At 40.7% G+C, this 15,254-nt stretch carries 13 protein-coding genes; 10 read left to right on the top strand and 3 right to left on the bottom strand.

The features are described 5' to 3' along the window. The first annotated feature begins 46 nt into the window (after positions 1-46). The 10 genes from R2Q66_RS04350 to R2Q66_RS04305 all read left to right on the top strand — a co-directional run bounded on the left by R2Q66_RS04350 (position 47) and on the right by R2Q66_RS04305 (position 10,961). Entirely contained in the window at positions 47-1,054 is a 1,008-nt protein-coding gene (locus R2Q66_RS04350) for a nitroreductase family protein (RefSeq protein WP_316746783.1), read from the top strand. 26 nt (positions 1,055-1,080) lie between these two features. Continuing rightward, complete coding sequence (locus R2Q66_RS04345) at positions 1,081-2,322, top strand: polysaccharide pyruvyl transferase family protein (protein ID WP_316746782.1); 1,242 nt, start codon at positions 1,081-1,083, stop codon at positions 2,320-2,322. Between the two features lie 184 nt (positions 2,323-2,506). Beyond that, positions 2,507-3,652, top strand: coding sequence for an O-antigen ligase family protein (locus R2Q66_RS04340; RefSeq protein WP_316746781.1), 1,146 nt, complete (start codon positions 2,507-2,509; stop codon positions 3,650-3,652). Beyond that, positions 3,649-4,908: a glycosyltransferase gene (locus tag R2Q66_RS04335; RefSeq protein ID WP_316746780.1), complete on the top strand. Its 1,260-nt coding sequence runs from the start codon at positions 3,649-3,651 to the stop codon at positions 4,906-4,908. The genes R2Q66_RS04340 and R2Q66_RS04335 overlap by 4 nt, the downstream gene beginning before the upstream one ends. A 72-nt stretch (positions 4,909-4,980) precedes the next feature. Beyond that, positions 4,981-5,865: a glycosyltransferase gene (locus R2Q66_RS04330; RefSeq protein WP_316746779.1), complete on the top strand. Its 885-nt coding sequence runs from the start codon at positions 4,981-4,983 to the stop codon at positions 5,863-5,865. Positions 5,866-5,890: 25 nt separating this feature from the next. Further along, positions 5,891-7,096: a glycosyltransferase family 4 protein gene (locus R2Q66_RS04325; protein ID WP_316746778.1), complete on the top strand. Its 1,206-nt coding sequence runs from the start codon at positions 5,891-5,893 to the stop codon at positions 7,094-7,096. Between the two features lie 129 nt (positions 7,097-7,225). Continuing rightward, complete coding sequence (locus tag R2Q66_RS04320; protein ID WP_316746777.1) at positions 7,226-8,317, top strand: glycoside hydrolase family 99-like domain-containing protein; 1,092 nt, start codon at positions 7,226-7,228, stop codon at positions 8,315-8,317. Positions 8,318-8,390: 73 nt separating this feature from the next. Continuing rightward, complete coding sequence (locus tag R2Q66_RS04315) at positions 8,391-9,086, top strand: acyltransferase (RefSeq protein ID WP_316746776.1); 696 nt, start codon at positions 8,391-8,393, stop codon at positions 9,084-9,086. 39 nt (positions 9,087-9,125) lie between these two features. After that, a complete protein-coding gene (locus R2Q66_RS04310; protein ID WP_316746775.1) occupies positions 9,126-9,848 on the top strand; it encodes an SGNH/GDSL hydrolase family protein in 723 nt (240 codons plus the stop codon). Between the two features lie 6 nt (positions 9,849-9,854). Further along, positions 9,855-10,961 (top strand): DUF1972 domain-containing protein, encoded by a 1,107-nt coding sequence (locus tag R2Q66_RS04305; protein WP_316746774.1) that lies wholly within the window; start codon positions 9,855-9,857, stop codon positions 10,959-10,961. A 121-nt stretch (positions 10,962-11,082) separates the two neighbouring features. Here the strand turns inward: R2Q66_RS04305 and R2Q66_RS04300 are convergent, their stop codons facing one another. The 3 genes from R2Q66_RS04300 to R2Q66_RS04290 are packed head-to-tail and all read right to left on the bottom strand — an operon-like array spanning position 11,083 to position 15,153. Continuing rightward, positions 11,083-12,633, bottom strand: a complete 1,551-nt coding sequence (locus R2Q66_RS04300; RefSeq protein ID WP_316746773.1) for a capsule assembly Wzi family protein — start codon at positions 12,631-12,633, stop codon at positions 11,083-11,085. 18 nt (positions 12,634-12,651) lie between these two features. Then, the gene (locus tag R2Q66_RS04295) at positions 12,652-13,731 is read right to left on the bottom strand and encodes a mannose-1-phosphate guanylyltransferase (protein ID WP_316746772.1); all 1,080 of its coding nucleotides are present in this window, start codon (positions 13,729-13,731) and stop codon (positions 12,652-12,654) included. A 12-nt stretch (positions 13,732-13,743) separates the two neighbouring features. Next, a complete protein-coding gene (locus R2Q66_RS04290; RefSeq protein ID WP_316746771.1) occupies positions 13,744-15,153 on the bottom strand; it encodes a UDP-glucose/GDP-mannose dehydrogenase family protein in 1,410 nt (469 codons plus the stop codon). Positions 15,154-15,254 lie beyond the last annotated feature (101 nt).

The raw sequence follows: 15,254 nt of genomic DNA, 5'->3' as shown, positions 1-15,254 counted from the left end.
CGGCGCATTTAAGCATGACTACCATTAAAAAATTATAACACTCCGAATGAAAAATTTAATTAAAAAAATCGTTCCAAAATCAGCTAAAAGGCTTTATAGATCGAAGCAAACTCAGTTGTCGATTATTAAAGATTATATATATGATTATCGGAAGTTTAAAAGAGAATCGGCTTCATTTAAGCTAAGAAGTAAAGAAATGATGCAGGCATATATCCTTAAGGAATATCATGCGGTGGAAAAAGGACTGGCTCTTCGCGAACCGCGTCCCGGGTTTGGTGGGCCAAGGATTGGAGCATTGGCTGATATCGTGGATGATTATGTGACTAAGCATGGAGTAGATGCGATTACAGATATGACCGCTTACACGCTTCGCGAATATCTGAACTTTGATGAAGGCCACCGTCAGGTATCCACAGAATTAAAAGATAAACTGGAACGGTTGTTATTGCGCTGTGATGAATCAACGCTGAACAAAACCGGAGGGACTAAGATGGTTCCTAAACAGGAAATTCTGGACACCCTGAATTTTGATTACGAACGTTTTTTCAAATCCAGAAATAGTGTCAGAGATTTTTCTGATGAACCAGTGCCTACGGCCACGATACTTAAAGTAATTGATACCGCCAGATATACGCCTTCGGTATGTAACAGGCAATCATGGAAGGTCTATGTCATTGAACACTCCAATGTGGAACTCAAGCGGAAACTGTTAAACGTGCAAAATGGGAACAAGGGCTTTGGCGAACACATCAGCTCTTTAATTGTGATCACCGGTAAGCTGTCTTCTTTTTTCGCTTATGAAAGAAATCAGGTTTATATCGACGGAGGAATGTTCGCGATGTCCATCGTTCTGGGCTTACATGCACAGGGATTAGGGGTTTGTTGCCTGAATACCAGTTATGCCAAAAAGCAGTACGAAGCATTTACAAATTCCATGGAAATGGATAGCGACTGTGCCCCGATCATGTTTTTAGCTGTGGGCCACCTCAAAGACAATTATAGTGTGGCTATTTCAGAGCGTAGACCATTGGCAGACATCGTTGAAGTAAGATAATAGAATTAATTTTTAATATATAATTGATGAACAAGTTAAAAGAAGTATTTAAAGGGATCTATGTCGAGTTATTCTGGTCTTTAGCCCTTTTTTGTTCCCTTTTTGTAAAGGGTAAAAAGGATGCAAGGAAGGTGTTAGTGCTTCCTGCTGCCAATTTAAATGGTGGTTTTGGGGAGGATATTATGATCACTTCCTTTATCAATAACTTCGCAAATGATGCGCAGGTTTTTATTTTAAACGGTCATAAAATCATTCGTGAAGACTATAGAACGATCAATAAAAATGTGGTGTTTCTGGATGGCTTTAATGAAAAGGTTAATTTTTTGAAGTTGTTGTTTCTAATGAAAGACTGTGCTTTAGTCTATGTGATTGGTGCAGATATCATGGATGGAACGTATCGTGTTCACAATTCTATCAACCGCCTGAGGGTGATTGAGCTGGCGCACCGCATCGGTGTAAAAGCTCAGATCTCCGGATTTAGTGTCAGCAAAAATATACTGCCGGAAGTGAAAGCTAAATTTATTGCAGTATCAAAAGACGTTAAATTGAAAATCAGAGATGTGGAATCTTATGTAAGAATGAAGGAATTTATTCCTGCCGACAGGTTGATTCTCACCAATGATATCGCTTTTATCTGTCCGGATCTTCCGGCTGTTTATCAGAGTAAAACTTATGAAGCCTATAAAACATGGGTAGCTGCGGTAAAGGCAAATGGTAAAACAGTCATCGGGGTTTGTCCGAATGCCATCCAGGCAAAAAAGATCGGTTTTGATAAATACCTATCCGGCTTCCAGAGTTTGTTAGCAGGATTTTTAGATACCGGTAATTACGCTTTTGTCTTTCTTTATCATGACATCAGGCCGATTTGTGAAGAGGCCAGCGACAGTACCATCAGTGATATTCTGAACGAATATTTCAGTGCTAAAGGTGTAGACTGTTTCTTTACCGATCAAATTAAAAATGGAGTGGAACTGAAAGGTTATGTTTCCCTGGTCGATTTTACGATCACCGGAAGAATGCATCTGGGGATTTCAGGACTGACTTATGCCAAGCCAATGTTCGGCGTTTCTTACGCCAATAAATTTGAAGGCATGGTGAAGTTGTTTGATATTGATCCGAACCTCTGCCTGATTGATTATGACAAGCTGGACAACTCAAAAGAAAAGATCCGTCTGTTCACGGAGAACTTCCCCGCTATTCAGAGTAGTGTCAAAAAGAACATCAACAGCGTAAAGCTGGAAACCACCAACAACTATACGCATGGGTAAAGGAATACTGCTATTTCTGGTCATCTTCTGCTATATCTTTAGATCGGTAGTCCTTAAATCTAAAAATAAGGATACTAAATTTTTGTGGGTTAGTTTTTTCATTTTTTGCATTCCATTTGAATTTGGAAAAGCATTAAATACCCCGAAATTCAATGAGATAGCCGGAACAATACAGCCGATTTATATGATTTCCTTAACCATAGGATTGATCATCGCGGTATTGCCTTCTGCAAAAAGGAGATGGATGGAGTATTCCTTTAAACCAAATAACTGGGTCAACTGCGTTGGCCTGTTACTCATTTTATCTTTTCTGAATCCCTACAATTCTTTTCCTACGGGAACCTGGGTAATGGCGATCTTTTTCTTATCAAACATACTTTTATTTAAACTACTCAGCAGTTTTCTGAGTATGGATGATGTGTTGAATGGTCTTTTTGATGGCCTGATGCTGTTAACTGCTGCTCAGTTCTTTCTGGCCATTTGTTTTCCGGTATTGGGCATCTCGGCGGTGACAAAATTGTTTCATGAATCCGCAGAGATATGGGCCACCAGACTGGATACCCGAAGCGGAGCAGTAGGGTTCTTTAATCACCCCGGCAGACTGGCTTTATTCATGGTGATTACTTCCGCATTTTTCCTGTCTACCTATCTTTATGATTTTAGGAAAAAGGCGAGTAAAATGGCGCTGATCCTTTGTGTCGCGATTATTTTTCTGACCTATTCCAGGACTTCTTATCTGGCGCTGATCATCACCCTTTCTGCTTGTTATTACCTGAATAAAAATGCCCATAAAAACCTTTTTTCCCTTGGTAATGTCCTGAAGTTTGTCGTACCAACAGTGTTGGCATTGGTTTATCTGATTGCCTATTCTCCTTTGAGTGAACTTTTCATGGGTAGCGATTCTTCGGATCAATACGACAACAGGATGGTGCACTGGCTGATGGCCTTTCATTTATTTGATGTTTCGCCGATTATTGGCGTAGGATTAAACGGGCATCTTTCTTATCTCTCCCAACATCTGGGAATCATCAATCAAATGACAACCGACGATTTTTTTGCCATTAATCCCATCCATAATATTCACCTGATTGTCCTCGCTGAACTGGGGATTTTGGGCATGATCTTATGGCTGGGCTTCTTATTTGGCAATATTTTTAAAGCTAAAAAAGAAATTAGTGAGGGACATAATCAAATCCTTTCCCTCAGTATGATCGGTACGTTTATAGCCTACATTATTTATGGACTTAGCGGTTGGGCTCCATTTTCAACTGCCATTTTACCCCTGTTTCTTTTCATCACCTTTTTTTCAATTAAATATAGACAGCAATGAGGAAGATATTAATTGTTACCCCCTATATGCCATTTCCTCTAAATTCGGGAGGCAGGATTGCCCAATTCGAATTCGATAACGAGTTGCGCCATCATTTTGACATGACCATCGCATTTACCATGAAAGCCGCCGATCAAAAAGATTTAGAGCAGCTGAAAGTATTGTGGCCAAATGTGAAGTTTAAACCTTACCTGATTACAGAACAATCTCTTTCCGGTAAGTTCAGCTCGGTGATGTTCCGGTTCTCGGAATTCCTGAACCGGTTAATTGGAAAGGGCGTGTTTTCTGCCTTTTGTAAAACAAATTTAGATCACCTGTTAAAGGTAAATACAACGCTGTTCAGGTCGAAAAGTTTTGGCTTCCCGCGTGGATTTATTGACCATTTCAGGAATGTCCTGTTGGAGAATAACTTTGAATTTGTACAGGTAGAATTTCATCAATTGATCTCTTTTGCAAAATATATCCCTCAGAGTTCTTACCGGATTTTCGTACACCATGAGTTGAGGTTCGTCAGAGAGAAAAGAGAACTTGATCTTTTTAGTTTTCAATCGGCTTTTCTAAACCGTGTATATAAAAGGAATAAATCATTTGAATTGTCTGCCCTGGAAAAATTTGATATGGTCTGCACACTTTCAGAGGTAGATAAAATTATCCTTGAAAAAGATCTTAAAAAAGCACGACTGGTTTCTTCTCCCGTTCCCATTAAAGCATTAAGCGCGGGAATGGACTATTCTTTTGACAACAAACTTGTCTTTTTAGGTGGAGAAGATCATTTTCCAAATAAAGAAGGACTGGATTGGTTTTTAAGAAACTGCTGGTCCGGATTGAAATCAAACTATCCTAAACTGGAGTTACTGGTGGTCGGAAAATGGCATCAGGCCAGCATCGATGAGTATGCAGCGCAATTGGGTGCTGTAAAGTTTCCGGGTTATGTAGAAGACTTGTCTTCGGTACTCGCGAACAGCATTTTTATTGTTCCGATTCGTATTGGTAGTGGTATTCGCATGAAGATTATTGAGGCTGTAAATATGGGTATCCCGTTCGTTTCTACAGAAGTAGGGGTGGAAGGATTGTGTTTCCAAAATGGCAAAGATTGTTTGATTGGAAATACCGCCCAGGAGTTCTGTTCTTCTGTCGCCAAGTTGATTGAATCACATGATTTAGGAAGCCGCTTGTCAAAAAATGCGCTGAATACCTTAAATGAAGAGAATTCTTATGAAAAGCTGATGGACAAAAGATTGGCGATATATAATTAATAAGACCTGATCAGCTTTAACCGGAATTTAGCTGGTTACACCCCTGGACAGTAGCAGACAAATGATAAGGAAATGAAAAGTATTGAAAAACAGCCGACAGGATTTCATCAAAAGACAGCAGATAGCTGGATAAAAGAACAGTTTACTAAACCGAAATTACTCGTTTTAGTGGTGTTGTATAAAAAGCTGATTTCGGAGTCTCCAACGATTAAAACGCTGTTGCTACAGCATAGAGATTTGTTTGAGATCGAACTGGTGATTTGGGATAACAGTCCGGAGCAAGGTACCGAAGCTGAGGTCAATGAACTTGAAAAGGATTTTGATCAATTTCAATACCGCTGGAGCCCGGAAAACACCTGGTTGTCTAAGCTCTATAATCAAGTGCTTAGTGCGAATACTTATGATTATGTTTTACTGTTAGATCAGGATACAAATATTCCGCTTTATTATTTTGATAAGCTGAATGAGGCCCTGTTTAAATTCCCGAAAATAGGGCTTTTCTTACCCCTGGTACTCCATAAAGAAAAAGTAGTTAGCCCTGGTTCCTGGGTATATTTCAAAGGAAAACATTGGGGAAGAATTAAAACAGGGATTATTCCTGCAAAGAATGTACTGGCCATTACCAGTGGCATGGTGATCTCTGAAAAGATGTTCCGTGTTCATCAAATGAAATTCGATGAACGCTTAAGTCTTTATGGAATTGATACTGGCTTTATGCTCAACTTTTCAAAATTTGAAAAACAGTTGTATGTATTGTCCATCAAATTTGACCATGATACGGTATTGTGGTCAAATCCTTCTGCCGATGTCATGCTAGGTCGGTTTAGGAATTTGAAGAGTACCTGGCCTAAGATTTTATCGGATAGGCCGGTAGCAAGGGTGCTGGTTTATTTTTACAGTATGGCCGTTTCTTTCAAACTGGCGCTTAAATATCAGGATCTCAGATTCTTGAAATAGAATTTTAAAACATAACCGCTTAATAATGAATATTATTTGTGTACACCAGAGTGCTGATATGTATGGTTCCGACAGGAGTTTTTTACAGGTTATAAACTACCTGAGCTTGTCGCCCAATTTTCAAAAGATAACTGTTATTCTGCCACGAAATGGACCCTTGGTTGAGGAGCTGAAGAAATTAAAGGTGGAAATCATTTTCATGAACCTTTCTTTATTAAGCAAAACCTATTTGATGAAACTCCAGTGGGGGAAAATCATCTTTCCGTTGTTTTCATTTTCCGCTAAAAAGAAACTGTTTGATCAATATGATGTGGTCTATGTGAACACTTCGGTGATCCTGGATTTTTATCTGTTGGCACCCTTCCTGAAACAAATGAAAATCATTCATATCAGGGAAATTCCAAATGGAATCATCAGCAAAGTGCTGTCTTTCTTTTTGAAATGTTCGAAAGCTAAAATCATATTTAACTCCCAATCTACGTTAAAGAGCTTTAGTCCTTTGGCCCAAAGTCTGGTTATTCATAATGCATTTGAAGGTTTTATGAAAAAAGATGCTGCAGGAATACCGATAGTTTCTCCTGGAAATGAACGCGCGGATATTACAAAAGAAGCGGCTACTACAAAAGAAGTGGATGCTGCAAAGGAAATTACCGGGTCGGAAGTTAAGCAGCCGGAAAAAGCACCATTGAAGGTCTTACTGATTGGTAGAATTAACAGTTGGAAGGGGCAGGATTTCAGCATTGAAGCATTGGCCGGAATACCAAATGCAAATGTGCTGTTGAGAATCGTTGGCAGTACTTCTGCCGGAAATGAGGAGATGGTGCAGGACTTAAAGAAAAAGGTAAAGCAGCTTGGCTTAACAGATAAAGTGGAGTTTATGGACTTCGTTTCGGATACCGCAGAAATTTATAGCTGGTCGGATGTAGCCATTGTGCCGAGTATCAGACCGGAGCCTTTTGGTAGAATTGCTATTGAAGCAATGAGTTTAAATAAGCCCGTTATTGCGGCAAATCATGGTGGCTTACCCGAAATTATTGAAGATGGATATAGTGGTTTCTTATTCGAGCCAAATAATAAAACGGAGTTTACCAAGGCAATCAGCCAGTATATTGAGGATCGCGAATTGCTGAAAAAGCATGGAAGGAATGCCAGATCGGTGTTTGAAGAAAAGTTTTCTTTAGTCGGATTTTACAATAAACTGGACGAAGCTTTTAAAAAAGAGCTGGTCTAAAAATATCAGTTCCTCAAGTCAAAGGAATGAGAAAAAATATCATTGATAAGACCCATATAAAAAAAACGGTATTGAAATACCGAGCATTGAAGAAGACCAATATTGAAAATATAATAACATAAAAATCAAATGAAAAAAACAATCTTCTGCTCTTTTCTGGTTTCTCTGGCATTATGCTCAGCATCTGTTGCGCGTGTTTACGGGCAAAACAATACGGCTGCTCCATTGAAAGTTGGTGCTTATTATTTTGATGGCTGGACGGGTAAAACAAGCCATATTTCCAGATCCTTGAAGGAAGATTATCAGGAACGGGCTCCGGTTTGGGGTTGGGTAACCAGCACGCCTGCCATCATTCGCAAGCAAGTAACGGCCGCAGTAAAAGCAGACCTCGACTTTTTCACTTTCTGCTGGTATTATTCTGAACTTTCAAAGCATAATAAAGCGGAACCAAGGAATAATGCGCTTGAAATATTTGTCAACTCAAAAGATAAACAGGGGTTGAAATTCAATTTGTTGGTGGCCAATCATTATGGATACATCATCGGCCCTGCCGATTGGGATAAAGTATCTAAAATATGGCTCGATCTTTTTGAAATGAATGCTCATTTGAAATTTAATGATAAACCTTTGATCAGCTTTTTAAGCCTTAAAATGCTCATGAGCTCATTTGGTTCCGCTGCAAAAATTAAAGTGGCACTGGATCAACTGAGAGCTGGGGCAGTCAAAAGAGGATTAAAAGGGGTCAGTATCGGCATCAGTACCAGCCCTGATGAAAAGGAAATTGCACTGGCTAAACAAGCGGGATTTGACGTGCTGACAGGGTATAATTACCATGACCAGACGCTAATCAATGGGCAGTCGGTTAGTCCGATCACGGCAATCAGTAAGCGGGAAAAGGCAGTCTGGTCTCAGTTTTTAAAGTTCGATATGCCTTACATACCGGTCAGTACTTTGAACTGGGATCCTCGTGCATGGGATGAAATAAATAAGATAAAAAGACCTTCTCCGCATTTTAAAGGTTATGCTCCGGCCTCAGTTTTTCAGTCGGTTAAAGGCTTAAAAGATTGGGTTCTGGAAAACAATCCAACCAGATCAAAAGATCAGATTGCAGTACTCTATGCCTGGAATGAATATGGGGAAGGGGCATGGTTAACACCCTCAGTGACCTATAAAAACGGGCTCTTAGAGGCCGTAAAAAAAGCTTTAGGATCATCTGATTAGTTGATGCCCTGAACCGGATTTTGAATACAAAAAACAGCTTTGTTTAAAAGCTTTGAAAAAAAATAATACGTTAATGAAAGCAATATTTCAATCGATAATCAGGAAGAGAAACCCTTCTTTCAAATTTGATGAAAACATCAGTAGCCGAACCTTGTTCAATCTGGCGGCCAGCAAAAGCTTTGAGCTTTTAAGAGGATTGTTGTTCCAGATTTTTCATTTGAAAAAGCCAAAACCTATCTTTTTAGGCAGAGGGGTACGGACTTTCAATAACCAACACATCAGTATCGGAAAATGGGTTAAAATTGATACCGGTGTATATTTGAGTGGGCTGGGCAAAGGGAAACTGATCATCGGTGATTCTTCCGGAATTGGCGCTTATTCCCAAGTGGTCATTTCTACTTCATTTAACAATTTGGGGGAGTATATCCATATTGGTAAGCAGGTGGGAATCGGGCAATTTGCCAGCATTGGTGGTTCTGGTGGTGTGTCTATCGGAAACAACACGATCATCGGGCAATATTTTAGCTGTCACCCGGAAAACCATAATTATAATGACCCAACTAAACTGATCAAAAATCAAGGCACTACCCGTGCTAAAATTACTATCGGGGAGAATTGCTGGATAGGGGCGAAGGTGACGATCCTTGCCGGAGTCACTATTGGTGATAATTCAATCATAGCTGCGGGAGCAGTGGTTAACAAAAGCATGCCAGCAAATTCTATTATAGGAGGTGTTCCTGCCCGGGTAATTAAAGGGACTTATGATTAGTAAAGAACCTCATCCGTTAAGATCAAAAAAGAAACGAAAATGAAAACAGAGCCACTATTTAACCAGAAGAAACTATTTAGAAGTATAATCTTAACCGTTTTTTATAGCCTGTTTTTTACGGTCAACATCAATGCTTTTGGACGAGCTTTGCCGGACTCCATCCCTTTAAAAGTATTGGTTTTGGGGAACAGTATTGCCTGGCATGGGGCAAAACCTGCAGTTGGCTGGAAGGGCAACTGGGGAATGGCAGCCAGTGCTGCGGAAAAGGACTTTGTGCACCTATTGAAGGGGAAGGTAAAAGCAACCAGTCCTCAGACGGAGTTCCAATGGGCCAATATTGCAGACTCCTTTGAACGGAAATTCTGGAAATATGAGTCAAAGGATTTCAAGAAATTCAGCGACTGGAATCCGGATTTAATCATCCTGGAAATAGGGGAGAACATCAATGATACCCTTGCGGTAAAGCATATGTTGGGCGAACACCTGGATCGTTTCGTAAAAGAACTGTCAGCTGGAAAGCAGGTTAAAATATGCCTGGCAGGAAGCTTCTGGCCCAACCAGCACGTAGATCAAATCATGAAGGCCGCTTGTGCCCGTAACAACTGGATATACGTAGACCTTCAGGGCCTATATGAAGATAGAAATAAAAATACCGCCATTCAGCATTATCAAAATAAGGGGGTAGGTATGCACCCTTCAGATGCTGGAATGGAGCAAATAACGAATAGAATCTGGAATGAAATACAACACTTATTTAAGTAATCTATAATGAAAATAGCAATTATTGGTACCCGGGGAATCCCAAATCATTATGGAGGATTTGAGCAATGCGCAGAATATTTAGCGTTGGGTCTGGTGAAAAAAGGACACGAAGTCCTGGTTTATAATTCGCATAACCACCCTTATCAAAAGAGTAAGTGGAATGGTGTTGATTTACGTCATTGCTATGATCCAGAGTATAAACTGGGGACAGCCGGTCAGTTTATTTATGATCTGAACTGCATTCTTGATGTCAGGAAGCAGGGATGTGATGTGATTTTACAACTGGGTTATACCAGTGGTTCGGTATGGGGATGGCTGTTGCCAAAGAAAGTGGTCGTGACTACAAACATGGACGGACTGGAGTGGAAACGCACCAAATACTCTAATAAAGTAAGGAAATTCCTGCAATGGGCAGAAAAACTAGGGGTAAAATATAGCGATCACCTGATCTCTGATTCCATCGGAATACAAGATTATCTGAAAGAAAAATACAATGCAGATTCCACTTTTATCGCCTATGGAGCAACCTTATTTAAAGATCCTACGATAGGAGTTCTTAAAAGCTATGATCTGGTTGCCTATCAGTATGATATGCTGATTGCCAGATTGGAGCCGGAAAACAGCATTGAAATTATCCTGGATGGTGTGGCAAAAGCAAATGTTAAACGTCCGTTTTTAGTAGTGGGTAAACACGAAACAACCTATGGTAATTATTTAAAAGAGAAGTTTGAGGCTTATCCGCAGATTAAGTTCATCGGGGGTATTTACAACATCGATATTTTAAATAACCTGCGGTATTACGCCAATATTTATTTCCATGGCCATACCGTTGGTGGAACAAATCCTTCACTGCTGGAAGCGATGGCTTCCAATAGTCTGATGTGTGCCAATGACAACCCTTTTAACAGGTACATACTAGGGGAAGACGCCATTTATTTCAGGACTGCGGATGAAGTAGCAGATCATTTGAAAAAGGTGCGTTATGACCTTGAAAAGTATCAAATGATGAGGAAAAATAACTGCGATAAGATTACCGAAATATACGACTGGGAATTGATCGTAGACCAATACGAAAAGCACCTTTTAGGTGTCAAAGGCGTATTGACGAGGTAGCTTTAAAAGCTAAAATATTAAACGTTTAAAAGGCGCTGGGGGGCGTTTTCCATAAGCAGTATTGTAGCGCCATTGAGTTGCGCCGCAATACTGCCTGGAATATTGAAAATTCTGCTATTATCTATTGAAAATCCTTTTTCAATTTCAGCATCAGACCAAAAGAATTGTTGAGCAATTTCCCCTGATCCACCGCTGTCGCAAAACCAGCACTATACCCGTTTTTCAGGGGCTTACTGCCTTCTAAATAAAAGGAGAACTGTGGAACTGTCTCAAATATTTCGCTGTTTACAGGGCTTTTGATACTCCCGGTGGAGTTCCCGTATTTACTGGTTCCAAAGGTTCCGTAGTTATTTGAATAGGTCACTTTGGTCATAAAATCCCAGTTGTACAGTCTTCCGCTAAGTCCGGCATGAAGCGCTACTACGCGGTTATTGATGAAGTAATCAGCCGGTTTTACCGCTTGTCCGGATCTGGCATCATGTCTTGGCGTGATCAGTGGATTTCCGATCCCCATACCCTGGTAAGACCAGCCATTTTTATAATAGAAGTTGTTGTAGTAATCTTCGTCTCCCGATTTGGTAGGCGTAGACCAGGGGTATCCCGCCTGATCTTTTGAATAAAAGACTTCAAGTAATATTTTCTTCCAGGCAAAGCCGGAACTCTGTGGATTGAATCGTTTATTTTCCACAGAAAGCCCGTTTAAACCATCTTTGATATTGGCTAATTTTGACAAAGCACCAACATCATAAAAGGTTTGGCGGTAGAGCATCACCTTCATATCATTAAAGTCGTACTCCATTCCCAGGTCAATTGAACCGAGTTGATTCCCGATTTTGGAGGTCGGAACCCCCTTTGTACCGTAAGATTTTCCGCGCACCACATACAAAAAGGTCTCGGCAGGGGAGAGTTTGAAATTGTCGCCATAAGCAGCCTGTTCATTTCCCCAGAACACCTGGTGATTGAATCCACCATAGGCTTTAAAGCGCCAGTCGGCTTTTCCTAACCGCACATATAAAGATTTCTGATGGAAATAGCTGACCGGTTTCGTGTCCTTGATATAGTATTTAATCGTGGGTCCGGCAATGATACTATCGAGGATGCGGGTTCTCCCGATCCAGCCATGAACAAAGTTTCCTTTGACCGCAAAGAGGCCGCCAAATACCGGTAAAGTGTAATAATCAGGAATGGATAGCTCTAGTTTTGGGATTCCCGGTGCATTTCCGGAAACTGCAAAATTGCCGGAACTCAGCACCGTATCACCATTTAAGCCCATCACATCTTTTGATCTGCCTGCTTTAAGCTGAAAGACACCCATTCTTGCCTTCGCATAGGCAGAAATCAATTGAACGTTCGCATCTTTTCCTGCATTTGCTCGGGCTTCAAAACCAAAGCCCCAGTCGAAAAGTTTCTTTTTGCGAAGGCTGTCGGATAGGAGGTAAGTACTATAATCTTTCTCCGCTTTTCCAATAAAACTTCCCGATAAACCGGAAAGCGGGATGGAACCAAACTGGTTGGAGCGCATCCAGAAAGGAACAACCTTGTTCGTCGTGCCTATCGCTTGTGCCTCCAGTGAATACTTAATTTCAGGCTTTTGTGCCTGTACTACACTGGATAATGTCAAAAGCAATAGTGTCGGGAGCAGCGTTTGTTTTACTTTTGGGATGCCATTCATAGAGAAGGTGTTTAGTTTTTATACATAGTGATTGCCATAAGTTTCTGCCATAGTCTTTACGACTTCTTTAATTTCCTGTTCCTCATCTTTAGGATAAATCAGCAAAGCATTTCCATCGTCCACGACAATGAAATTATCAAGCCCACGGATTACCGCCAGCTTGTTTTCATTGATCTGAATGATACTGTTTTGAGTGTCTTTTACATCAATCTGTTTGGCAGAAATGACGTTTCCAGACGCATCTTTGTCTGCGGATTCATGTAAAGAAGCCCAGGTGCCAAGGTCAGACCAGCCGAAATCTGCAGGAATGGTGTAGATATTATCCGCCTGTTCCATGATGGCATAATCGATAGAAATGTTTGGTGCCAGCGGGTATTTCTGGTCAATAAAAGCGCGCTCTTCGGGCTGATTATAATAGACATTCCCACTTTCAAATAGGTCATGAATGTCAGGAGTATGCTGTTTTAACGCCTGGATAATCGACTTCGCTTTCCAGATAAATATCCCTGCATTCCAAAGGTAATTCCCTTCTTTCAGGTATTCTTTTGCGGTAGGAAGGTTGGGTTTTTCCCTGAATTTCTCGACTTTATAGATGCCTTTCTCCGATTCCTGACCATACTGAATATAGCCATAGCCGGTATCGGGTCTGGTTGGATTAATGCCCAAAGTAACCAATGCTTCATGACTGGCAGTATAGGCTAAAGCGCTGCGGATTTTCTCTACAAAAATGGCCTCATACTGGATAAAATGATCTGAAGGAGCCACCACTAGGTTCGCTTCCGGATTCAGTGCTGCCAACTTAAAAGAGGCATAAGCAATGCATGGAGCCGTATTATTTCTGCTGGGTTCGCAAATGAGTTGCTCCGGGGCAATACCCGCCAGCTGTTCCAGCACAAGGTCACTATATTGGCTATTCGTGACAATATAAATGTGGGAGGCCGGGCATAATTTCAGAAAACGCTCGTACGTAAGCTGTAGCAACGACCTCCCTGTTCCTAAAATATCTAAAAACTGCTTCGGAAAATGATTACGGCTTTTTGGCCAAAAGCGACTGCCTACACCGCCAGCCATAATCAATACATAATTGTTTTTATCCATGTTTTTCAGGTGTTATAAAGACACAAGTTCGTTTGGGTTTTGTGTTTTTGCTGTAGCAGAACCTTTAACAGTACCTGTAGTGGTCGCAGCAGACGTGTAAGGTATTGCCGGATTGGTAATCAGCGACCTGCCAATACTATTATAATAATAACCCAGATCGATCATTTTTTGAAGATCATAAAGATTACGGCCATCAAAAATGACTTTATGACTCATGATTTCTTCCATTTTTTCAAAATCAGGATTTCTAAACACAGACCATTCTGTAGCGATTAATAAGGCATCAGCGCCTGCTAATGCATCATACTGATTGTCTGCATAATTGATCTGATCACCCAATAAAGTCTTAATATTGTTCATGCCTTCAGGATCATAAGCGGTCACTGTAGCGCCATTAAGCAGCAATCTGTTGATGATATATAAAGCTGGTGCCTCACGGATATCGTCAGTTTCCGGTTTAAAAGCCAGTCCCCATAGCGCAAAATGTTTGCCTTTCAGGTCCCCTTTATAATACTTCAGGATCTTATCCACCAACACGGTTTTTTGTTTCTCATTTACGGTCATTACCGCTTTCAGGATCTGGAAATCATATAGGTGCTCCTCGGCAGATTTCGATAACGCCTGCACATCTTTAGGGAAGCAACTACCGCCATAACCAAGGCCAGGGAATAGAAAACGCTTACCAATACGGTCGTCAGAACCAATCCCAAGGCGCACAGCATCTACATCTGCATGAACCAGTTCGCATAAATTAGCAATCTCATTCATGAAGGTGATTTTTGTGGCCAGAAAGGCATTCGCTGCATATTTTGTCAATTCAGAAGACTTCTCATCCATAAACAAAATCGGGTTTCCAGACCTCACGTAAGGGGCGTAAATTTCGGTCATCAGTCTGATGGCTCTGTCGCTTTTTGTCCCGATCACTACGCGATCTGGTTTCATAAAATCGTCTACGGCAACACCTTCACGTAAAAATTCAGGGTTGGAAACTACATCAACTCTAACCTCAGTATTCGCTTCAAAAACCGCCTTTACTTTGTCGGCTGTACCTACCGGAACGGTGGATTTATTGACGATTACCTTATAAGAAGTGATCAGTTTCGAGATATCGGCCGCTGCACCCAGGATATAAGAAAGGTCGGCTGTGCCATCTTCTCCCGGAGGCGTTGGTAAGGCCATAAAGATGATCTGAGCATCCTTAATAGCCATTGCCAAATCGGTTGTAAAACTCAATCGCTTCTGCGAAATATTCCTTAGAAACAAGATGTCTAGTCCTGGTTCATAAATTGGAATAATCCCATGTTGCATCTTTTCAACTTTCAACTGATCGATGTCTACACAGATCACCTCATTTCCTGTCTCAGCGAGACAGGTACCGGTTACTAGACCGACATACCCTGTTCCTATTACCGCGATTTTCATAAATGATATATTTTTTAATCTTATTTTATTGTAAAAATACCCATCATTTTGCGAAATGAAGTCCTGTGGATGTTGTTAATGTTGTTGTTTTTGTTAAAATA

This window comes from Pedobacter gandavensis (assembly GCF_032677645.1).
In the GTDB taxonomy this organism is placed as follows: Bacteria; Bacteroidota; Bacteroidia; order Sphingobacteriales; family Sphingobacteriaceae; genus Pedobacter; species Pedobacter gandavensis_A.
This window is presented reverse-complemented; position numbering and strand designations above follow the sequence as displayed.